The sequence below is a fragment of the Mycobacterium sp. genome, assembly GCF_052143115.1.
GTDB lineage: Bacteria > Actinomycetota > Actinomycetes > Mycobacteriales > Mycobacteriaceae > Mycobacterium.
In genome coordinates this window covers 16,786-38,820 of record NZ_JBKQTQ010000136.1, presented here as the reverse complement: position 1 = coordinate 38,820, position 22,035 = coordinate 16,786, and the positions used below count along the sequence as shown (strand labels likewise).

Genomic DNA, 22,035 nt, shown 5'->3' with positions numbered 1-22,035 from the left:
CGCGGCTCACGAGTGTGTCGCGGTCGGCGACGATGCGGGCCGTGTAGCGGACCGAGGAGGAGCCGAGTATTCGAACGGAGCACGTCGCGTCGACTGCACGACGTTGCCCACCCGTTCGACAAGGACGGCCATCTCGTAACCGATCTGACCGATATCACACGACGTCGCAGCCAGCGTTGCCAGATGCGAGCCGTCACCGACCCGCATCAACAACAAGTAGCCGTTTTCCATCTCCACCACAGACTGCAGCACCTCGCCGCCGTCAAACAACTGCGCGGCGCCGGTGGCCAAGCTCGCCAGGCCCGACGACACCGCGGCGAGCTGGTCCGCCCGCTCCTGCGGCAGGTGCTCGCTGGCCGCGATCAGCAGCCCATCGACGGATACCAGCACAGCGTGCGACACCCCGGGAACCTCGCGGGCGAAGTTCGACACCAGCCAATCCAGGGAGTTGTCCGAGCGGGCCGAATCGAAGGCAGACGTCATTCGTGATCGGATCCTTGATCTGTGTCGCGGGCATGCGATCGTCCTGCGCGAACGCCGCCGAAATGGCTACTCATCGCGGCGCGGATCGCCTCTGGGTCCCGCACCGGCGCCTCATGTGCAGGCTTGCGACTGGAATGGAATCCGCCGTTCGATGCCGCTCCGTTGTCCTCGTCGGCCCGGTGGTGCGCGACTCTCGCGATGCCGTTGTGGTCGGGCCCGGCGCCGCCCGGCACCAGCCGGGCGCCGGGGTCACGCACCGGCAGGCCGTGGTCGGTGTGGGCCTGCACGGGCACGTTGTCGACCTCGGCGGCCGCCGACCAACCGCGGTCCCAAACCGACTTCCAATCGAGGTCGGCGCTGCGTGCCAGATCGTGCGGGTCGACCAGCCATTCCGAGAGCATCCGCTGGTAAATCAGATCCGTCTCCGGCGAACGCCCCGACGGCGCGGCGGCTTCGGCGGGCCGGGGCTCGTCGATCTCCCGCACATCGAACGCAGCTGCCGGCTCCGGCGCGACCGGCTCCGCTTCGGGAGGCTGCTGCCGGGTGAATTGCACCTGTGAGCCGAAGAACGACGACGTATTCGAAACCGGTTGGGCCGCAGGGGGTTCCGCAGTCTGCTCGACTACTTCTTCTCGCCGGCGCAGCGGTGGCTGGTGCCGCGACGGCCGATCCGGCTGGTCGGCCGGGACACCGGTGATGCCGCTGGATCCCGGCCTGCGGCGCGGCAGCAAGGTGATTGCTGATTCGGTCGAATGGGAGCCGTTGCGCTCTGTCGCGTCGGCCAGCACAGCAAGGTCTGCGGAGTCGCCGTAATCCGCGGCAGCGGCCGACTGGTCGCCGGCCGCCGACGCGGCGGGGCGTGCCGCCGCGGCCTGGCGCGGCGCAGCGTAGCCACCGTCTGCGCCGGCCAGCACCGACGACGGCAGATAGACCTCGGCCATGGTACCCGACCCCGCTTGCTCGATCGACGAACCGCGCAGCCGCACCCGGATACCGTGCCGGTCGGCCAGTCGGCCCACCACGAAAAGACCCATGTGGCGGGCGCTTTCGGGAGTGACGTCTCCGCCGGCCCGCAGCCGCATGTTGGCGATGCGACGGTCGCCGTCGGTCATGCCCAACCCGGCGTCGACGATCTCAAGCAGAACCGCGGCGTCGCTGCGCTGTGAGGCGGAAACCCGGACCGGCGATGCCGGCGGCGAGTAGCGCAAGCCGTTGTCGATCAACTCGGCGAGGAGATGAACGATATCGCCGGAGGCTGCGCCGGTGATCGTGCAGTCGGGCACCATCGACGTTTCCACTCGGCGATAGTCCTCGACCTCGGAGGTGGCGGCATTGATGGCCGACGACAGCGGCACCGGTCCGCGTTGCTCTCCCCGCAGGCTCTGCGGGCTCGCCAGCACCAGCAGGTTGGCACCGTTGCGGCGCATCCGGGCGGCCAGGTGGTCGAGGCGGAACAGGCTGTCGAGCCGATCGGGATCCTCCTCGTTGCGCTCCAGCCGGTCGATGAGCGAAAGCTGCTGGTCGACCAGTGAACGGTTTCGCCGTGACATGGTCTCGAACATGTCGTTGACCAACAGCCGCAGTCGGGCCTCGTCACCGGCCAAGAGCAACGCCTGGGTGTGCAATTCGTCGACCGCGTGCGCGACCTGGCCGATTTCTTCGGTGGTGTGGACCGGCAGCGGCTCGGGCGGCTTTTCGTCGCCGGCCCGGACGCGGGTGATCTCGCGCTCGAGGTCTTCGTGAGCGACCTTCAGAGCGCTGTCGCGCAGCACGCGCAGCGGCTGGATCAGCGAGCGGGCCACCAGCAGCACGATCGCGAGTGCGGCGATGATGGCCGCCGGCACGACGACGGTGTCGCGAATCGCGGCATCACGCCGATTGTGGGCCTGGTCCTCCACGGATTTCGTCACCAATGCGGTGGTGTCTTTGATCACCTGGGCGGCGATCGCATCGGTGGTCTGCACCGAGTGGAGCAGTGCCGGGTTGTTGACAAGCAGACTGGTCGGATCGGACATGATCGCCATCCGGGTCACCATCTGCTGTTGCAGCGTCTTGGCTTCCGCTGAGCCGACACCAAGCACTTCAGCCATCCCGAACAGCGTCGACGGCTCGGTGCCGGCCAGGGTGATCATCGACGTGCGCAGCTCGGGCTCCGGCAGGTCGGCGCCGCGGGTGATCAGCAGCTGCTGCATCATCATCTGGCCGCGGGCCCCGATCGCGCGGCTCAGTCCCTGAGCCGCAGCCCGGATTTGCACGTTGTCGACGCGTACCGATCCATCAACCGCGTTCTCGGCGGTCAACAAGATAGGGGCGTAGGTGGTCACCCGCTCCCGCAAACCGATGGCGTTCGACGCGACCTTGTCCAGCAACGCCTGCCCACCGTTCAGCATGGCGCTGACCCCTGCTCCGACATCGGCGGCAACGTCTGTTTCCGCCAGCCGGGCCTGCAGCTCGTGTTTGCGGGCGTCGTAATTCTTCTTCACACCCTCGACGTCGCCCCCGGTGGAGGTTGCCAGCAATGCGACATCAAGCGCCGACATGTATTTGGTAATGGCCGGAACCACCTCGGCGCGATCGGCAGCTAACCGGAGGCCCTGCGCATCGGTCAACGCGCCCGCGATACGGAATCCCCCGAAAACCATCGCCAGCACCAAAGGCACCATCACAATGGCTACGACTTTCCACCGCACCGGCCAATTGCGTAGCGACCATGAGGCCGGCCGTTTCACCGTTGAGGACTCAGCGCCGTTGCCGTCTGCGGTGTCACTTTTGGTCGGCAAAATCGCCTGGGTGGCGCGGGCAAACATGGTCACCGGACGACGTCCGTGCTGGTGACCGCTCCGCTGATATGCAGTGTTGGCGCGTCGTTCATGAGACTTCCTGCTGATTACACCCGCCCCCAGTGACGGGCGGGTGATATACGCCTGGCAATTCTGCGAGTATGCCAGCCTGCGGCTGTGGAAACCACAGTTCTTACTGAACAGACAGAGTCAGCCGACTGATGCCAGACACCGCGAAGGATAGCCGAGCAAATTCTCTAACGACAACTGTCATGATCGACAGATGTTCAGGCTGCTGTTTTACTCGCCGCGTATCGCGCCCAATACGGGCAATGCAATCCGGACTGCGGCGGCCACCGGCGCCGAACTGCATCTCGTCGAGCCGCTCGGCTTCGACCTGTCCGAACCCAAGCTGCGCAGAGCCGGGCTGGACTACCACGACCTGGCGTCGGTCACCGTGCACTCGTCACTGGATGCCGCCTGGAAGGTGCTGGCACCGCAGCGGGTGTTCGCCTTTACCGCGCATGCGACGTCGTTGTTCACCGACGTGAGCTATCGGGCCGGCGACGTGTTGATGTTCGGGCCGGAGCCCACCGGGCTGGACGCGACGACCCTGGCCGACGTCCACATCACCGACCGCGTCCGCATCCCCATGCTGATGGGACGACGCTCACTCAACTTGGCCAACGCTGCCGCGGTCGCCGTTTACGAGGCATGGCGCCAGCACGGGTTCGCCGGGGCGGTCTGACTACCAGCTGTTCCAGTGCGTGAGGCTCTCGGCGGGCAACCGCTTGGCCGGCCGGAAATCGGTGCCTTTGGTGTAGGCGATCGGAAACAGCCCGCCCTGGCTGTACTGCTCGTGGGGAATGCCCAGCACCTCGGCCACCTTTTTCTCACCATCGCGAATCAGGTGCAGCGTCGTCCAGCAGGAGCCCAACCCACGGGAGCGCAGTGCGAGACAGAAACTCCAGGCCGCGGGGAATAGCGACGCCCAGAATGAGGCACCGCCCAGCGGCGACGAGTCTTCCCGACCCTCGATGCACGGGATCAGCAGGACCGGCGCCTCATGCATGTGCTCGGCAAGATAGGTCGCAGAATCTCGTACCGCGCCCATTCGGTCGCCCCGCGTGTCTCCCTCGGCGTATTCGGGTGACGCCGAGCTGAGATAGCCCCGAGCATTGGCCAGGTAGATCTCGGCGATCGCCTTCTTCTTGTCGGCGTCCTCGACGAAAACCCACTGCCAGCCCTGCGAGTTGGAACCGGTGGGCGCCTGCAGCGCCAATTCAAGGCATTCCATCAGCACTTCGCGGGATACCGGCTTGTCGAAGTCGAGCCGCTTACGAACCGAGCGGGTGGTGGTCAGCACTTCGTCAACAGACAAGTTCAAGGTCATGTCTGGAGACTACATTTGCTCGCCGAACGCGAACCTGTGGCGACTTTTCGGCGGTGGATTCATACATCACCGGCGTTTTTCTCGCCGTAGTTTCACGTTCGGCGCAACAGGTTCACCGAAAATCGCGAGACTTCGATCCGATCTTCAGGGTGAGCTTGGCCAGCCGCTCCGCCACGACGGTGACTGCGCCACTGGCATTTTGGACCTGACCACGGATCAGCAGTGCCGACGCCGTCTGCGCCAGCTTGCGGTGCCGAGCCCATACCCCCGGTGTGCACAGCACATTGACCATCCCGGTTTCGTCCTCGAGGTTGATAAACGTCACCCCCTGGGCGGTCCCCGGCCGCTGCCGATGCGTGACCGCCCCGGCGATCAGAACCCGGTCGCCGTCGGGCACCGACAGCAGAGCGTCGGCGGGCAGCACACCCATCTCATCGAGATCCGACCGCAGGAACTGGGTCGGATAGCTGTCCGGGGAGATGCCGGTGGCCCACACGTCGGCGGCGGCCAATTCCAGCTCGCTCATCCCCGGTAACGCCGGAATGTGCGACGACGAGCCCACCCCTGGTAAGCGGTCTGGCCGTTGGGTGGCGGCCGCTCCGGCCGCCCACAGCGCCTCGCGCCGCGATATCCCGAAGCAGCTCAGCGCTCCCGCGGTGGCCAGTGCTTCGGTCTGCGGCACGGAGAGCTGGACCCGGGAGGTCAAATCCAGCAGCGAAGCAAAGGGGCCGTGGGCTTTCCGTTCCTCGACCATTTTTTCGGCCAGGTCATCTCCGATATGGCGGACGCCGCCCAGCCCCAACCGGACTTCCATACCGGCGTTCTCCAGGGTGGCGTGCGCCAGGCTGGCGGCGACACACGGGCCGTGCACCGTCACCCCGTGCCTGCGGGCGTCGGCCACCAGCGACTGCGGCGAGTAGAAGCCCATCGGCTGCGCGCGCAGCAGCGCCGCGCAGAACGCCGCCGGGTGATGCAGCTTGAACCACGATGAGTAGAACACCAGTGACGCGAAGCTCAGCGCGTGGCTTTCCGGAAAACCGAAATTCGCGAAGGCTTCCAGTTTTTCGTACACCCGGTCGATCACCTCGTCGGCGGCGCCGTGTATCCGCCGCATGCCGTCGTAAAACCGGCCACGCAGCCGTCGCATGCGTTCCGCCGACCGCTTGGACCCCATGGCGCGCCGCAGCTGATCGGCCTCGGCGGCGGAAAAGCCCGCGCAGTCCACCGCGAGCTGCATCAGCTGTTCCTGAAACAGCGGCACTCCCAGGGTTTTCCGTAACGCCGGCTCCATCGACGGATGGTCGTAGACGACCGGGTCGACGCCGTTGCGTCGACGGATGTACGGGTGTACCGAGCCGCCCTGGATAGGACCGGGACGGATCAACGCGACCTCGACCGCCAGGTCGTAGAACACCCTTGGTCGCAGCCGCGGCAGGGTCGCCATCTGCGCGCGCGACTCCACCTGGAACACCCCGACGGAATCGGCACGGGACAACATTTCGTACACCGCGGATTCGGACAGGTCCAATTTGGCCAGGTCGACCTCGATTCCTTTGTGCTCGGCCAGCAGGTCGATGGCGTAGTGCAACGCCGAGAGCATGCCCAGCCCGAGCAGGTCGAATTTCACCAAACCGATTGCCGCGCAGTCATCCTTGTCCCATTGCAGCACGCTGCGGTTCTCCATGCGCGCCCATTCCACCGGGCAGACATCGGCGATCGGGCGGTCGCAGATCACCATGCCGCCGGAATGGATGCCCATGTGCCGTGGCAGATTCTGGATCTGGGTGGCCAGGTCGATCACCTGCTCGGGGATGTCGTCGATATCCGACGGCCGCGCGTTCCAGTGCGCGATCTGCTTGCTCCACGCATCCTGTTGCCCCTGCGAGAAACCCAGAGCACGTGCCATGTCGCGGACCGCGATTCGCCCGCGGTAGGTGATCACATTGGCGACCTGAGCAGCGTAGTCACGGCCGTATTTGTCATAGACGTACTGGATGACCTTTTCGCGCTGATCCGATTCGATGTCGATGTCGATATCGAGTGGTCCGTCGCGGACCGGCGACAAGAAACGCTCGAACAACAATTCGTTGGAAATCGGATCGACCGCGGTGACACCGAGGGCATAACAGACCGCCGAGTTGGCCGCCGATCCCCTGCCCTGACACAGAATGTTGTTCTCCCGACAGAATCGGGTGATGTCGTACACCACCAGGAAATAGCCCGGAAACGCCAGTTGCGCAATGATTCCCAACTCGTGCTCGATCTGGGCATACGCTTGCCGTGCCTGCGCCCGCAGCCCGTAGCGCCGCTCCGCCCCCGCCATCGCCAGCTCGCGCAACCAGCTGTCCTCGGTATGGCCGGGCGGGACGTCGAACGGCGGCAACTGCGGGGCGATGAGCGCCAGGCCGAAGGCGCACTGCTCGCCGAGTTCGGCCGCGGCGGTCACCACATCAGGCCGCTGCGCGAACAGCCGCGCCATCTCCTCACCCGACCGCAGATGGGAACCGCCCAACGGGGCCAGCCAGCCGGCCGCCTCGTCCAGCGACTGCCTGGCCCGTATCGCACCCATGGCCATTGCCAGTCGGCGACGCGACGGCGCAGCGAAATGGGCGCCGGCGGTGGCGACACAAGGGAGGCCGAATCGCATGGCCAATTCGGCCAATTCGGCGTTGATTTCGTCGTCGAGCGGGTGGCCATGGTGGGTCAGCTCAACGCTGACCCGGCCTGCGCCGAACCGGTCCACCAGGTCGGCCAACGCCGCCACGGCCGCATCCGGCCCGCCGGCGGCCAGCGCAGAGCGGACATGACCTTTACGGCAACCGGTCAAGATATGCCAGTGGCCACCCGCCGCGTCGGCGAGCGCATCGAAATCGAAGCGCAGCTTGCCTTTCTCGCCGCCGGCCAGATGGGCCGCGGCCAGCTGCCGTGACAATCGTCGATAGCCTTCCGGACCGCGAGCCAGCACCAGCAGATGCGGGCCCGCCGGATCAGGCTCGTCGGTCCGAGCGCCGGGTCCAAGCGACAGTTCGGCGCCGAACACGGTACGCATGTCCAATTCCGCGGCCGCTTCCGCAAACCGCACCGCCCCGTAGAGGCCGTTGTGGTCGGTCAGCGCGATGGCGCGCAGATCCAGCCGCACCGCCTCCTCGATCAGCTCTTCCGGTGTGCTGGCCCCGTCGAGGAAGCTGAACGCCGAATGCGTGTGCAACTCCGCATACGCAACGGACGAGCGAACCGTCCGGTTAGCGTCCGGCGGCTGGTAGCTCACGCGCTTGCGAGACCACGGAGCGTCATCCGCCGGTCCCCACACAGATGGCGTGCCGGAACGGCGCGGCTTTCCGGCGAGCACCCGCTCCATCTCCGCCCAGCCCGGCGGCCCGTTGCTCCAGCCCACCAAACCAGTCTATCGAATATATGTTCGATTCGCTTAAAGCATGTCAGCTGTTGCCGAAGGTGGGTGTACGGCGCTGGAGCGCGGCGGCGATTCCTTCGCCGACGTCGTCGGTGAGCGAGCACAGCACTTGAGCGCGGATTTCCGTGGTCATGTGCTCGCGCAGTTCCCCGATTCCAAGGGCGGTGTTGAGCAGGTTCTTGGTCTGGGTGACTCCGAACGGGGCGTTGACGGCGATCTTTTCACCGATACCGACTGCGGTATCGATGTCTGCTCCTTCGGTGGCGAGGTGAGTGACGAATCCGATTTCGAGTGCCCGGTGAGCATCGAACGGTTTTGCCGTGTAAAGCATTTCGGCAGCGTAGGCGAAACCGATCAGCCGCGGCAACCACCAGGAAGCGCCGAGGTCGCCGCCGGAGAAACCGCGGCGGGTGAACACCGGGCCGAAGCGCGCGGTCGTGTCCGCGACGCGGATGTCGGCCATTGCCGCCAGAGCCAGGCCGGCGCCGACGGCGTGGCCGTGATGGCGACGATGACCGGTTGCGGGATCTCACGCAGCGCCAAGGACACGTCGGCGGCGCGTTCGAGGGCCAGGTATCGTCCCTGGACCTGGCCATGCCCTGGAACGTCGAGTCCGGCGACGAGATCCATACCGGAGCAGAACGCACGCCCGCGCCGGTGAGCACGACGACGCGCCAGGAGTCGTCCCCACCTAGCTCGTTCAGGGCCTGCAGCATCGGCGGTGCCTGGCCGGGGCTGAGGGCATTGAGGTGGTCGGGTCGGTTCAGGGTGACGACGGCGACCGGGCCGCGGTGTTCGACCAACACCGGCTCGGCGCGGTGTCGATCACCGGCGGGGGTGGGGGCGGTCATGCCGTCAACCCTTCTTGTCGAGGGCGTCGAAAGTGTCCATTAGCAGGGATTTCGCGGCACGCCACCGCCGGTCGACAGGGGCCTCCAGTCCAGGCAGCCGACGCAGCGCCAGACCACGGGCGGTGGCCATTGCGACGTCGATCAGTGTGCGCCCGGAGTCGGTGTTCGCGAGGGTGGGCAGCACTTCGGCGATGAGCCGCGCCAGCTGCCGATCCAGGTCCCGACCGAGGTTTTCGATCGGCTCCCGCAATTCGAGATCGGTGCGGGCGGCGGCCCAGAGGTCAGCCGCGGTCTGGAATGCGGGACCGGTGTGGATGTCCCACATTCGATCCAGCAGCGTCTGCATGCGGCGACGCTCGTCGCGCTGGCCGGTACGGATCTGCTCCCGGGACTGCTCAGCCAATCGCTGCGACAGATGCCCGACGGCCTGCACGACCATGTCCACCCGTCCATCGAAGTAATGCTGCTGCGCCCCTTGGGAGACCCCGGCCCGTTCGGCAACCCCGCGGGTCGTCACCGCCGCGTACCCCTCGTCGATCAGGCACTCGACCGCGGCGTCCAGCAATGCCGTACGCGTCGATTCCCTGCGCTCGGCTTGGGTCCGACGTTGGACCGGGGTGGATGGATTCATGTCATCGACGATAACACAGATACAAGTCAGTCGACTGAAATGTTTTTGGTAGACCGCGCTTACCGGTGGTTGAGAGAATTCTCAGAAATTCTCAGACTGAACTACGTTGCCACACAATCGACTCCAGTTGTTTACACGATTTAATCTTGCCGCCACCTCCTGCTGGGGACGGCAGCGGATACTCGACAAAGTCCCTGGGGTGAACGGCGGTGACGATTCGTGGAGCAGCTCAACGCGCTCGATGCAGGCTTTCTCATGGCGGAAGATTCGGACCGGAACGTCAGCCTGGCGATCGGCGGAGTCGCGATCATCGACGGTTCCGCCCCCGATTACGGCGAGTTCAAGGACGTTCTGGCAGAACGCATCCGGGCAATACCGCGCTGCACTCAGATGTTGCGTACCCAACTTTTCGATGTTGGTGCTCCACAGTGGGTCGACGATCCGGGATTCGACCTCAGCCGTCACGTCCGCCGGGTGGCACTTCCACGGCCCGGCGATGACGCCGAACTGTACCGAGTCGTTGCCGACGTGCTGGAGCGCCGTCTGGACCGAGACCGCCCGCTGTGGGAATGCTGGGTCATCGAGGGTCTGAAGGGCAATCGTTGGGCGATCCTGATGAAGATCCACCACTGCATGGCCGATGGAATCTCGGCGACCCGCATCCTCAGTCGACTGTGCGATGACGTCGACGGCGATGCGTTCGCTCGCCCCACCGTCACCAAGCGGACTGCCGCGACACGCCATCACCTCAAGCCGGTGCCGGACCCCAAACCGCTGGAGAACTTGTGGAACCCGCTGGACAGCCTGTGGCGGACGGCCACCGGCATCACCGGTGCCGCTGCGCGGACGGTTGGCGGCGCCGCGGAAATTGCCACCGGCTTGCTCCGATCTTCCGCCGGCAGCTCACTGGTGGGGCCGGTCACCAGGATGCGGTGTTATCGGGCGGTGCGCGTGCCGCTCGCCGAGGTCGAACAGGTATGCCGGAAGTTCGACGTGACCATCAACGACGTTGCTCTCACCGCGATCACCGAAGGCTTCCGCTCGGTTTTGCTGCATCGCGGCGAGGAACCCCGCCCGGACTCGCTGCGCACCCTCGTCCCGGTGTCGGTGCGCTCGCCCGACGCGCTCGACAAGCCGGGCAATCGCCTCTCGATCATGCTGCCCTATCTCCCCGTCGAACAAGACGACCCGATCCAGCAATTGCGCGTCGTGCACAGCCGGTTGAGCCGCGCCAAGCAAGGTGGGCAGCGGCAAGCAACCAACGTGGCGGTCTCCGCGACCAACTATATCCCGTTCATGTTGTCCTCGTGGCTAATTCGGTTCCTCACCCGTCTGCCGCAGCGCGGCATCATGACGCTGGCGACCAACATCCCGGGACCACGCCGCCAGTTGCAGATGATGGGCCACGAGGTAGCGCGCCTGCTGCCGATTCCACCGATCGCACTGCGGTTGCGCACGGGTGTCGCGGTGTTGAGCTATGCCAATGACCTGGTGTTCGGCATCACGGCGGATTACGACGCCGCAGCCGACGTCGACGAACTGGCCAAAGGTATCGCGATGGCCGTGGCGCGCTTGGAAATGCTCAGCCAAGACTCGATCCTGCTGTTCGCCAACAGATCGGTCTGACGGTCCGGAGACTGATCGACCTGACTAACCTTGCTACCGGCATCGCGACAGCGTGCCGGGAAGGCAGGGCAGGCGAATGTCGGTCACCATCGATCCGCGCCGCTACGACGCGGTGCTGTTCGACCTCGGTGACCGGGCGGCCGATACGCCCCTACTGAAGCAGCTGCACGACGCCGGTGTGGGCTCCGACGAACTCCGCCAGCCGCCCGACACTGCGGCGCTGGTCGAGGCAGCGCGGCGGCTGTCGGTGCGCCCGGGCCGGTGCGCCGTCGTCACGGCGACCGGGAGCGGTGTCGCCGCCGCCCGGGCCGGCGGATTCGCGCTGGTGCTCGCGATCGACACGACCGGACACCGCGATGAGCTGACCAGCCGAGGGGCCGACGCGGTGATCACGGACGTGCGCGACATCAGCGTGCGCACCGGGGACCGCCGGATGTTCGAGCTGCCCGACGCGGTGCGGGCGCTCGACGTGGTGACCGGTCGGCAGCCTGCGGTGTTCTTCGACTTCGACGGCACGCTCTCCGACATCGTCGAGAATCCCGACTCTGCGTGGCTGGTCGAGGGTGCGGCCGATGCGCTGACATCGCTGACCGCGCAGTGCCCCGTCGCGATACTGAGCGGCCGCGACCTCGCGGACGTGCGCCAGCGGATTGGCCTGCCCGGCATCTGGTATGCGGGCAGTCATGGTTTCGAGCTGACCGGACCCGACGGCGCACACCACGAAAACGCTGAGGCGGCGGCGAGTATCCCGGTGCTCGAGGAGGCGGCCGCCGAGCTGGCCGACCAGCTCGGCCACATCCCGGGTGTTGTGGTGGAGCACAAGCGGTTTGGTGTTGCCGTACACTACCGCAACGCCGCGCGTGACCGAGTCGGCGAGGTGTCCGCAGCGGTACGAAGCGCCGGTCGGCGCACTGCGCTTCGCGTCACCACCGGTCGCGAAGTCATCGAGCTACGTCCAAATGTCGACTGGGACAAGGGCACGACGCTGCGCTGGGTGCTCGACTACATTCGCCATGACGAGCATCCGGGTCCGTTGTTACCGATCTACCTCGGCGACGACATCACCGATGAAGACGCGTTTGACGCCGTCCACGACGACGGTATCCCCATCGTGGTGCGGCACACCGACGACGGCGATCGCGCCACCGCCGCGAAGTACGCATTGGACAATCCCGAACGAGTGCGGGACTTCACCGAGCTGCTGGCGCGGCAGCTCGCTCGCTGATCACAGGATCGCTTGGGTTTGTAGTACTTTGGCGGCCAGCTTGCCGTCGTCGCCGCGGACTTCGGTTTCGAGCACGATGACGCGCTCCCCGATGTGCAGCGGGCGACTGTGCGCCTTGACTGTGCCACCGCGGGTCGCAGCCAAGAAATTGGTCTTGGATTCTATGGTTGCGGTTCCTCACGCCCCCTCAGGGAGATTCAGGAACGCGCATACCCCACCCGCCGAGTCCGCCAGGGCCATGACGATCCCGCCGTGCAGCACGTTGTTACCTGTGCAAAGCGTCGGCGCCCAATCCAGACTCAGCACCACCTCGTCGGGCCGGAATGTGTCCGCGGTGATGCCCAGAGTCGCGCACAGCGGGACCTGCGCGTGGATCAATTCGGTCGCGGCGGCGTCGGTCATGAGCTCACCCTCCAATTCCGTGCAGCGCCGCAGCGGTTTCCGCGTCGGCAGGGTAGAACGACTCGATCGCAACCTCGGCGACCGTGACGTCCAGCGGCGCGCCAACGACGGCGGTCATGCTGAAGAATGCCAACTCTTGATCGCCACGAAGCAGGCGCAGCGGCACCGCGACGTCGGTGAGCTCGGGGCGCTCGGTAACGCCGCCCGGATAGGCCGCCAACTCGGCGTGCAACTCGGCCAGCCGCGGGTCGCGTGTGGTGTGCACTTGCCGGTGCAGGCGTTCGAGGATGTGCGCGCGCCACTCTGCGAGATTGGCGATGCGTGGCGCCATGCCGTCGGGGTGCAGCGACACCCGTAATGCGTTCACCGGCGGTGTCAGCAGTGCGGGGTCGCATCCTTCGGTGAGCATCGCGATGGCCGAGTTGCCGTCGAGCATTTCCCACCACCGGTTGACAACCAGCGCGGGATACGGCTCGTGTCCGGTGAGGATCTGACGCAGTGCGGCGCGCAGTCGTGTCAGTTCCGGCTCGTCGAGCGAGTGCTCAGGATAGGCGGGCGCGTAACCACCGGCCAGCAGCAGTGCGTTGCGCTCGCGCAGCGGAACGTCGAGTTGCTCGCTGAGCCGCAGAATCATTCCCGGGGTCGGGCGCGACCGTCCGGTCTCCACAAAGCTCAGATGCCGAGCCGAGATATCGGCCTGAATTGACAAGTCAAGCTGGCTTATTCGACGCCGCTCGCGCCACTCGCGCAGCAGCTGACCGACCGGCGGTGTTGCCGGGGCCCGCTGGGCCAGAGTCGTCACCGCCACGATGCTAGCCGCGCGGGCTCACCCTCACGATTACCTGACGGGTAATGAGAGCGCGCAGCGGCGGCGGACACCACGCGGGTGCCGAGGCGGTCTGCGAGCGGGCGGCATCCAAAGGCGAGAGGCAACCTCCTTAGGGGGCTCAGTCGTCTTTGTCCTGTTCGTCGTGCTCCTTGCCCTTTTTGTGTTTGCCCTGGCCTTTGTCTTCGTGCCCGTCGCCGACTGTTTTGTCTCGATCTTTTCCGGCCACTAGCTCGAGGGTGGCCCAATGACTCGGGGAGATGAAGACCGTCCACTTCCCGGCCTCGCGCCCCATCTTGACCACCCCGTTTTCGACTTCCCACTTGGTGCTGTCGTCGTAGTCAGTCGCTTGCCCGTCGCTGTAGGTGAGTTTGAATGCCATAGCCGCAGGCTGCCACGATGGCGGCCCCGCTAAACCTCAGCGTTAGCCCTCCGCGTATTCGACCGCGCCGTCCTCCAGCACCAGCCGCGCGTCGCCATCTCCGGCGCCGTTGGCGCCAGAAGCTTCCGTGCGGAATACCGCCTTGCCGGGTTCGGTGCGCCAGATCAAGGTGGTCAGCGTCTCGCCGGGAAAGACCGGTTTGGTGAACCGCGCGTCGATCGAGGTGATGGCACTGGCATCGCCATTGCCGAGCTCGGCGACCAAAGCTCGGCCGGAGAACCCGTAGGTGCACAGCCCGTGCATGATCGGCTTGGGGAAGCCGGCCAGTTCTTTGGCGAACCATGGGTCGCTGTGCAGCGGATTACGGTCGCCGGAGAGTCGGTAGATCAGCGGCTGATCCTCCCTGGTAGGCAGGGCGACTCGGGCGTCGGGCTCGCGGTCGGGGATTTCCGGCGCGACCGGCCGCTGGCCCGGCTCTCCCCCGAAGCCGCCCTCGCCGCGGATCACCAGCGTCGTGAGGGTCTCGGCGACCAGTGTCCCGGTGTCAGGATCGGTGCCGCGGCCGCGCAACATGATGATCGCGTTCTTGCCCTCACCCTTGTCCTGGATGTCGGCCACCTCGGTGACGACTGACAGCTTGCCCGCGGCCGGCAGCGGCGCGTGCAGCCGGATGCCCTGCGAACCGTGTAAAAGCATGGCCCAGTTGAACGATCCGACCTTGCCCGCCGCGCCGAACGCCGGGCAGCAGATCACGGCGTACGTCGGTAGCACCTGCTGGGTGATGCCGTGGCTGTTCTCCGTGGTGAAGGACAAATCCTCGGTTCCAGCACCCACACCGAGCGCGTACAGGATGGTGTCCCGGTCGGTCCATTCGAACAGCATCGGGTTGGTTGTTGCGCCTACGGCCTTCGGGTCGATCGCCATGCGGTTCTCCTCTCGATCAGATTCATACGGCTAACCGTGGCAAACCCACCACACCGAAGCCGTCGACAAGGCAGGCTATCGCCATGCGCAACCGCACCGTGATCTGGAAGGCTTTGGCCGCGCTCGTCGTGACCATGATGATCGGCGCCTGTTCGGGATCCCCGCACGTGCGCAGCATCACGCTGACGTTCATCCGGCATGCCGAGTCGCAGGCCAACGCCGACAATGTCGTCAACACCGATATTCCCGGTCCAAGCCTTACCGAGGAAGGCAAGGCGCAAGCCGAGCAGCTGGCCCACCAGCTCTCCCGCAACAACTTCGACGGCATCTACGTCTCCGACATGGTTCGTACCCAGGAGACGGCTGCGCCGCTGGCCCACGCGCTGGGCAAGCCGGTCGAAGTCCTGCCCGGTCTGCGGGAAATCGACGCCGGCTGGTACAACAACACACCGACCAAGAGGGCCGACCTGACCTATCTGCTCGCGCCGGCGGATTGGCTCAACGGCGACCGCAAGAACGCCATCCCGGGCTCGATCAGCGGCAATGAATTCAACGATCAGTTCACTGCCGCCGTCCAGAAGATCTACGACAGCGGTAACACCAAACCCGTTGCGTTCTCGCACGGCGGGGCGATCATGTACTGGACCTTGATGAACGTCAAAAATCCCAAGGACAGCCTGGTGACAAGCCATCGGCTGCCAAATCTCGGCCGAGTGGTGGTCACCGGCAGTCCGGCGATGGGATGGACGCTGGTGGACTGGGACGGCATCCGCGACTTCACTTACTGAGCCGAACGCGCCCTGGACTCGACGGCTAGTTGTCAGCGAAATTCTGACGGTACGGTACTGGACTGTACTGCCGTTGTGAGCCTATCCTTTGCGCTGTGACCCAGATTGCCGATCCCGCCGCGGAGTCGTCACCGTGGTCGCCGCGGGAGACCGAACTGCTCGTGGTGACGCTGCAACTCCTGCAAGAACACGGGTATGACCGGTTGACGGTGGACGCCGTGGCGGCCACCGCCCGCGCCAGCAAGGCCACGGTGTACCGGCGCTGGCCGTCGAAAGCCGAATTGGTGTTGGCCGCGTTCATCGAGGGTATCCGCCAAGTCGCCGTTCCACCCGAAACCGGCACGTTGCGAGGCGATTTGTTGCACGTGGGAGAGCTGGTCTGCCAGCAGGCCGAGCAGCACGCGAGCACGATCCGCGCGGTGCTCGTCGAGGTGTCACGCAACCCGGCACTTAATGACGTGATGCAGCACCAGTTCCTCGACCAGCGGAAGGCGCTGATCGGCCACGTCCTCCAGCAGGCCGTCGACCGCGGTGAGATCGATGCAGCCGCCATCAACGACGAGTTCTGGGATCTGCTGCCCGGCTATCTGATCTTCCGGTCCATCATCCCCAGCCGGCCCCCGACCCGGCACACCGTCCAAGCCCTCGTCGACGAGGTCATGATCCCGAGCCTCACCCGACCCACCGGATAAGTGGCGATCGACACCGATTCACCGTCCGCGCGACTGAGATCGCCCGGACGAATGTGTACGGCATCGTCTCTTGTACTGTCCGGTCCGGTACCGTACTGTCAAACCTGTCGACCCGCGCCCGAAGCGCCGGCAACGTCGCCAGGCGGTCGTGCCACCGGTTACCGAAAGGCCAACAGGTGAAAGCGATTTCACTTTCCCGCGTGGTCAGACGTGGCTGGATGGCGTTGGTCGCCGCGGTCGTCATCGCCACCGCCGCCTTCGGTGTCTACCGGTTGCACAGCATCTTCGGCTCGCACCACAACAGTTCGGCCGCCGAGGGCATCTCGAATGAGATCGTCCCGTTCAACCCCAAGCACGTGATCCTCGAGGTTTTCGGCGCGCCCGGGACCGTAGCGACCATCAACTACCTGGACGTCAATGCTCAGCCACAGCAGGTCCTGGACACCCCGCTGCCGTGGTCATACACGATCACGAGCACGGAGCCCGCGGTCGTCGGCAACGTTGTGGCGCAGGGTAACGGCGACACCATCGGCTGCCGCATCACCGTCAACGGCGTCGTCAAAGACGAGAGGACCGTCAACGCAGTGAACGCCTACACCTTCTGCCTGGACAAGTCCGGATGAGCAACCATCATCTTCGCCGCCCTTCGGTGCCGCACACCATCCGCCGGCTTGCGGTGCCGATCCTGCTGCTGTGGGTTGCGCTGGCTGCCATCACGAATAGCACTGTCCCGCAACTGGAAGAGGTCGGACGAGTACACAACGTTGCGCTGAGCTCGCCCGATGCGCCGTCACTTCAGGCGACGAAACACATCGGGAAAGTGTTCCACGAGTTCGATTCCGACAGCACCGCGATGGTCGTCCTCGAAGGCGATAAGCCGTTGGGCGCTGACGCGCATCAGTTTTACGACACCATGGTCCACAAGCTCGAACAGGACAAGAAGCACGTCGAGCATGTCCAGGACTTCTGGGGCGATACCCTGACGGCGGCCGGCTCGCAGAGCGCAGACGGCAAGGCCGCGTATGTGCAGGTCGATCTTGCCGGCGATCAGGGTTCGGCGCTGACCAACGAGTCCGTCGACGCCGTGCGCAGCATCGTCAATCACACGCAAGCCCCGAAGGGTGTCAAGGCCTACGTCACCGGCGCGGCGCCGCTAACCGCGGATCAATTCGAAGTGGGCAGTCAAGGTACCGCGAAGGTCACCACGATAACCGTGCTGGTGATCGCGCTGATGTTGCTTTTCGTCTACCGTTCCGTCCTCACGATGATCCTCGTGCTTCTCACTGTCCTTGTTGAAATGGCCGCAGCCCGAGGAATCGTCGCGTTTTTGGCCTACCACGGGTTCATCGGACTTTCGACGTACTCGACTAACCTGCTCACGTTACTGGTCATCGCCGCCGGAACGGACTACGCGATCTTTTTCGTCGGCCGATATCAAGAAGCGCGTGGCGCCGGGGAGGATCGGGAAACTGCGTTCTACACGATGTACCGGGGGACCGCGCATATCGTCCTCGGGTCCGGCCTGACCGTCGCCGGTGCGGTATTTTGCCTCAGCTTCACCCGGATGCCTTATTTTCAAAGCCTGGCGATTCCTGCCGGCTTGGGCATTCTCGTTGCGCTAGTGGCCTCACTCACCCTCGGTCCTGCGGTGCTTACACTGGGCAGTTCCTTCGGTCTGCTAGATCCCAAGCGCGCGTTGAGAACTCGGGGCTGGCGGCGCATCGGCACGGCCATCGTCCGCTGGCCTGGAGCCATATTTGCCGTGGCATCCGCGATTGCCCTCATCGGTCTGCTCGCCCTGCCGGGATACAAGACCAGCTATGACATTCGGCCCTACATGCCCGACCGTGCTCCGTCCAAGATCGGCTACGCGGCTGCCGAGCGGCACTTCTCTCGGTCCCGGCTGGAACCCGAATTGCTGATGATCGAGGCGGATCACGATCTGCGCGATCCTGCCGACATGCTGATCTTGGAACGGGTGGCCAAGGCCGTGTTCCATGTACACGGCATCGCTCAGGTACAGGCCATGACCAGGCCGTTGGGGACGCCGCTCGACCACAGCTCGATCCCGTTTCAGATCAGCGCGCAAAGCGCCAGCCAGATCGAAAATCTGAAATACCAGAAGGATCGCGCGGCCGACTTGCTCAAGCAGGCAGCCGAATTGGCGAAAACGATCGGCATTTTGAAGCAACAGTTTGCTCTCCAACAGCAGCTGGCCGCCGATACCCACGCCGAGACCCAGGCCTTTCACGACACCATCGCGACGATCAACCAGCTGCGAGACCAGATCGCGAATTTCGACGACATCTTTAGGCCGATTCGCAGCTACTTCTACTGGGAAAGCACTGCTACGACATCCCCGTCTGCCTTGCCTTTAGATCCGTCTGGGACACGATCGACGGGATCGACCAGCTCAGCGAAAAATTTACGAACCTCACCGCAACCCTGGACAAATTGGATGCGCTGCAACCACAACTGGTGGCACTGACTCCGCCCCAGATCGCCAGCCAGGAGACCAACCGGGGCCTGACCCTGTCGAGCTACGCCACCCAATCCGGGATCTACGCCCAGACGTCGGCCGCCCTGGAAAACGCGACCGCCCTGGGACGAGCCTTTGACGCCTCCAAAAACGACGACTCGTTCTACTTGCCTCCAGAGGTTTTCGACAACGCCGACTTCAAGCGCGGCCTGAAACTGTTTATGTCGCCGGACGGCAAGGCCGCTCGGATGATCATCACCCATGAAGGTGATCCCGCGACGCCGCAAGGCATTTCACACATCGACCCGATCACTACGGCCGCACACGAAGCCGTAAAGGGCACACCCTTGGCCAACGCCGGCTTCTATCTCGGCGGCACGTCGTCCACCTACAAAGACATCCAGGACATGGCTAAGTACGACCTGATGATCGCCGGACTGGCCGCGCTCAGCTTGATTTTGCTGATCATGATGCTCATCACCCGAGGCCTGGTTGCCGCGCTCGTCATTGTCGGTACCGTCGCGCTTTCATTGGGCGCCTCGTTCGGGATCTCCGTCTTGGTCTGGCAGTACATCCTCGGTATCCAGCTGTACTGGGTGGTCCTCGCGTTAGCCGTCATCCTGCTGTTGGCCGTGGGATCCGACTACAACCTGCTGTTGATTTCCCGGTTCAAGGAGGAGATCGACGCCGGCTTGAAGACCGGCATCATCCGTGCGATGGCCGGCTCCGGCTCGGTGGTGACCTCTGCCGGCTTGGTGTTCGCGATCACCATGTGCGCGTTTGTGTTCAGCGATCTGCAGGTGCTTGGTCAGCTAGGGACCACCATCGGCCTCGGCCTGTTGTTCGACACGCTGATCGTGCGTTCGTTTTTGACGCCCTCGATCGCTACCCTGCTCGGCCGCTGGTTCTGGTGGCCGCAACGAGTCCGTCCACGCCCGGCCAGCCAGATGCTTCGGCCGTACGGGCCACGTCCCGCGGTCCGTCAACTACTGCTATGGGACGACGAAGAGATCCCGCCACGGCGGTTACTTCCGGGTAGTCGGCCTTCCGCGTTCCACGATCGCGTCACACCTAGTTGACGTTGCCCATCTGAGCGGCCACGATGGCTCACATGCGGTACGTCGTTACCGGCGGTACCGGGTTCATCGGGCGGCGCGTTGTGTCACGTCTGCTGGACTCCCGGCCGGACGCCGAGGTGTGGGTCGTGGTTCGTCGCCCGTCGTTGGGCCGGTTCGAACGCCTAGCCGGTCAGTGGGGCGAACGAGCGAAACCACTGGTCGGCGACCTGGCCGAGCCCGATCTCGGGTTGACCGACGAGGCCATCGCCGAGCTGGGCAACGTCGAGCATGTGGTGCACTGCGCGGCGATCTACGACCTCACCACCCCCGAACCCGATCAACGCATCGCCAACGTCGAAGGCACCCGCGCCGTGATCGAACTCGCGCGCCGGCTCGACGCGACGCTGCATCACGTGTCGTCGATCGCGGTGGCCGGGGAATTCCGCGGTGAGTACACCGAGGACGATTTCGACGTCGGTCAGCAGCTGCCGACGCCGTATCACCAGACGAAGTTCGAGGCCGAGCTGCTGGTGCGCGAGGCGACCGGCCTGCGTCATCGGATCTACCGTCCCGCGGTGGTGGTGGGTGATTCACGCACCGGTGAGATGGACAAGATCGACGGGCCGTACTACTTCTTCGGCGTGCTGGCCAAGCTCGCGGTTTTGCCCCGGTTCACGCCGATCATGCTGCCCGACACCGGCCGCACCAACATCGTCCCGGTTGACTACGTCGTCGACGCGCTGGTCGCCCTCATGCACGCCGACGGTCGCGACGGCCAGACGTTCCATCTGACCGCACCGAAAACGATTGGCCTGCGCGGCATTTATCGCGGGATCGCCGACGCGGCCGGGCTGCCGCCGCTGCGCGGATCACTGCCCCGGTCCGTCTCTGCACCTTTGACGAAGGTGCGCGGGCGGGCCAAGGTGTGGCGCAACATGGCGGCCACCCAACTGGGCATTCCCGCCGAGGTTCTCGACGTCGTCGAGCTGGCGCCCACGTTCATCTCCCACAACACGCGAAAAGCATTGCACGGCACCGGTATCGAGGTTCCTGAGTTCGCCAGTTACGCACCCAAGCTGTGGCGGTACTGGGCCGACCATTTGGACCCCGATCGGGCCCGACGCGACGATCCGGCCGGAGCACTGATGGGGCGCCACGTGATCATCACCGGCGCGTCCAGTGGCATCGGCCGGGCCGCGGCGATCGCCGTCGCCGAACGCGGCGCAACAGTATTCGCGTTGGCGCGCAACGGTGAGGCGCTCGACGACCTGGTCGCCGAGATCCGCGCCAACGGCGGTCAGGCTCACGCCTTCACCTGCGACGTCACCGACTCCGCCTCGGTGGAGCACACGGTCAAGGACATCCTGGGCCGCTTCGGCCACGTCGACTACCTGGTGAACAACGCCGGCCGGTCGATCCGCCGCTCGGTGGTCAACGCCACCGACCGGTTCCACGACTACGAGCGGGTGATGGCGGTCAACTACTTCGGCGCAGTGCGGATGGTATTGGCGCTGCTGCCGCATTGGCGTGAGCGCCGGTTCGGTCACGTCGTCAACGTATCCAGCGCCGGCGTGCAGGCCCCCAGCCCCAAGTACAGCTCGTATCTGCCCACCAAGGCCGCGTTGGACGCGTTCTCCGAAGTTGTGGGCACCGAGACGCTTTCCGACCACATCACGTTCACCAACATCCACATGCCGTTGGTGGCCACGCCGATGATCGCGCCGTCACGGCGGCTCAACCCCGTTCCGCCGATCAGTGCCGAGCATGCGGCGGCGATGGTGGTGCGTGGGCTGGTCGACAAGCCGGCCCGCATCGACACCCCGGTGGGCACCCTTGCGGAAGCCGGAAACTACTTCACCCCCAAGCTGTTGCGACGGATCCTGCACCAGCTCTACCTCGGATATCCGGATTCAGCGGCAGCGCAAGGAATAACGCCGCCGGAAACCGTTGCTGCGCAATCGTCTTCGCGGCGCCGACCGAGGCGACCGACACGTGCGGTTACCCGGGTGCGGGTTCCGCGGCCGGTCAAGCGGGCGATACGGCTGGTGCCCGGCGTGCACTGGTAGCCCCTCCGGGTATCGTT

The 22,035-nt window shown here is 65.2% G+C and carries 17 protein-coding genes and 3 pseudogenes; 8 read left to right on the top strand and 12 right to left on the bottom strand.

The window, feature by feature from the left end; translation table 11 throughout:
* Positions 1-6 precede the first annotated feature (6 nt).
* Positions 7-483 carry a roadblock/LC7 domain-containing protein gene (locus ACLQI9_RS14450; RefSeq protein ID WP_442376574.1) on the bottom strand — a complete coding sequence of 159 codons (477 nt, stop codon included), beginning with the start codon at positions 481-483 and terminating at the stop codon, positions 7-9.
* Positions 480-3,296, bottom strand: coding sequence for an ATP-binding protein (locus ACLQI9_RS14445; protein ID WP_442376576.1), 2,817 nt, complete (start codon positions 3,294-3,296; stop codon positions 480-482). Before ACLQI9_RS14445 ends, ACLQI9_RS14450 begins: the two co-directional genes overlap by 4 nt.
* 250 nt (positions 3,297-3,546) lie before the next feature.
* Between ACLQI9_RS14445 and ACLQI9_RS14440 the strand changes: the two genes are divergently transcribed.
* Positions 3,547-4,011 carry a tRNA (cytidine(34)-2'-O)-methyltransferase gene (locus ACLQI9_RS14440; protein WP_442376578.1) on the top strand — a complete coding sequence of 155 codons (465 nt, stop codon included), beginning with the start codon at positions 3,547-3,549 and terminating at the stop codon, positions 4,009-4,011.
* Here ACLQI9_RS14440 and ACLQI9_RS14435 read toward each other — a convergent pair whose 3' ends face one another.
* The 5 genes and pseudogenes from ACLQI9_RS14435 to ACLQI9_RS14415 form a co-directional block, all read right to left on the bottom strand.
* Positions 4,012-4,656: a nitroreductase family protein gene (locus tag ACLQI9_RS14435; protein ID WP_442376580.1), complete on the bottom strand. Its 645-nt coding sequence runs from the start codon at positions 4,654-4,656 to the stop codon at positions 4,012-4,014.
* 112 nt (positions 4,657-4,768) lie between these two features.
* Positions 4,769-8,050: an error-prone DNA polymerase gene (locus ACLQI9_RS14430; protein WP_442391811.1), complete on the bottom strand. Its 3,282-nt coding sequence runs from the start codon at positions 8,048-8,050 to the stop codon at positions 4,769-4,771.
* Between the two features lie 43 nt (positions 8,051-8,093).
* Positions 8,094-8,558, bottom strand: a pseudogene (locus ACLQI9_RS14425) (enoyl-CoA hydratase/isomerase family protein); the annotation flags it as partial.
* Positions 8,559-8,730: 172 nt separating this feature from the next.
* Positions 8,731-8,919 (bottom strand): annotated as a pseudogene (locus tag ACLQI9_RS14420) (enoyl-CoA hydratase/isomerase family protein); the annotation flags it as partial.
* A gap of 4 nt (positions 8,920-8,923) precedes the next feature.
* Positions 8,924-9,550, bottom strand: coding sequence for a TetR/AcrR family transcriptional regulator (locus tag ACLQI9_RS14415; RefSeq protein ID WP_442376584.1), 627 nt, complete (start codon positions 9,548-9,550; stop codon positions 8,924-8,926).
* A gap of 219 nt (positions 9,551-9,769) precedes the next feature.
* Between ACLQI9_RS14415 and ACLQI9_RS14410 the strand changes: the two genes are divergently transcribed.
* The gene (locus tag ACLQI9_RS14410; protein WP_442376586.1) at positions 9,770-11,176 is read left to right on the top strand and encodes a WS/DGAT/MGAT family O-acyltransferase; all 1,407 of its coding nucleotides are present in this window, start codon (positions 9,770-9,772) and stop codon (positions 11,174-11,176) included.
* Between the two features lie 76 nt (positions 11,177-11,252).
* Complete coding sequence (otsB, locus tag ACLQI9_RS14405; protein ID WP_442376588.1) at positions 11,253-12,401, top strand: trehalose-phosphatase; 1,149 nt, start codon at positions 11,253-11,255, stop codon at positions 12,399-12,401.
* On the opposite strand, the gene ACLQI9_RS14400 is transcribed toward otsB, so the two are convergent.
* The 5 genes from ACLQI9_RS14400 to ACLQI9_RS14380 all read right to left on the bottom strand — a co-directional run bounded on the left by ACLQI9_RS14400 (position 12,402) and on the right by ACLQI9_RS14380 (position 14,935).
* Positions 12,402-12,566, bottom strand: coding sequence for a hotdog domain-containing protein (locus tag ACLQI9_RS14400; RefSeq protein ID WP_442376620.1), 165 nt, complete (start codon positions 12,564-12,566; stop codon positions 12,402-12,404).
* A gap of 12 nt (positions 12,567-12,578) precedes the next feature.
* Entirely contained in the window at positions 12,579-12,803 is a 225-nt protein-coding gene (locus ACLQI9_RS14395) for a PaaI family thioesterase (RefSeq protein ID WP_442376590.1), read from the bottom strand.
* 4 nt (positions 12,804-12,807) lie between these two features.
* Entirely contained in the window at positions 12,808-13,605 is a 798-nt protein-coding gene (locus ACLQI9_RS14390) for a helix-turn-helix domain-containing protein (protein WP_442376591.1), read from the bottom strand.
* A gap of 145 nt (positions 13,606-13,750) precedes the next feature.
* The gene (locus ACLQI9_RS14385) at positions 13,751-14,011 is read right to left on the bottom strand and encodes a hypothetical protein (RefSeq protein ID WP_442391810.1); all 261 of its coding nucleotides are present in this window, start codon (positions 14,009-14,011) and stop codon (positions 13,751-13,753) included.
* 42 nt (positions 14,012-14,053) lie between these two features.
* The gene (locus tag ACLQI9_RS14380) at positions 14,054-14,935 is read right to left on the bottom strand and encodes a MaoC/PaaZ C-terminal domain-containing protein (protein WP_442391809.1); all 882 of its coding nucleotides are present in this window, start codon (positions 14,933-14,935) and stop codon (positions 14,054-14,056) included.
* Positions 14,936-15,018: 83 nt separating this feature from the next.
* Between ACLQI9_RS14380 and ACLQI9_RS14375 the strand changes: the two genes are divergently transcribed.
* The 5 genes and pseudogenes from ACLQI9_RS14375 (at position 15,019) to ACLQI9_RS14355 (ending at position 22,018) form a co-directional block, all read left to right on the top strand.
* Complete coding sequence (locus tag ACLQI9_RS14375) at positions 15,019-15,723, top strand: histidine phosphatase family protein (protein ID WP_442376596.1); 705 nt, start codon at positions 15,019-15,021, stop codon at positions 15,721-15,723.
* An 83-nt stretch (positions 15,724-15,806) separates the two neighbouring features.
* Positions 15,807-16,415: a TetR/AcrR family transcriptional regulator gene (locus ACLQI9_RS14370; RefSeq protein ID WP_442376622.1), complete on the top strand. Its 609-nt coding sequence runs from the start codon at positions 15,807-15,809 to the stop codon at positions 16,413-16,415.
* Between the two features lie 176 nt (positions 16,416-16,591).
* Positions 16,592-17,038 (top strand): MmpS family transport accessory protein, encoded by a 447-nt coding sequence (locus ACLQI9_RS14365; protein ID WP_442391808.1) that lies wholly within the window; start codon positions 16,592-16,594, stop codon positions 17,036-17,038.
* Positions 17,035-19,973, top strand: a pseudogene (locus ACLQI9_RS14360) (MMPL/RND family transporter). The gene ACLQI9_RS14365 and the pseudogene ACLQI9_RS14360 overlap by 4 nt, the downstream one beginning before the upstream one ends.
* A gap of 32 nt (positions 19,974-20,005) precedes the next feature.
* Entirely contained in the window at positions 20,006-22,018 is a 2,013-nt protein-coding gene (locus ACLQI9_RS14355; RefSeq protein WP_442376600.1) for an SDR family oxidoreductase, read from the top strand.
* The last annotated feature ends 17 nt before the right edge of the window (positions 22,019-22,035 follow it).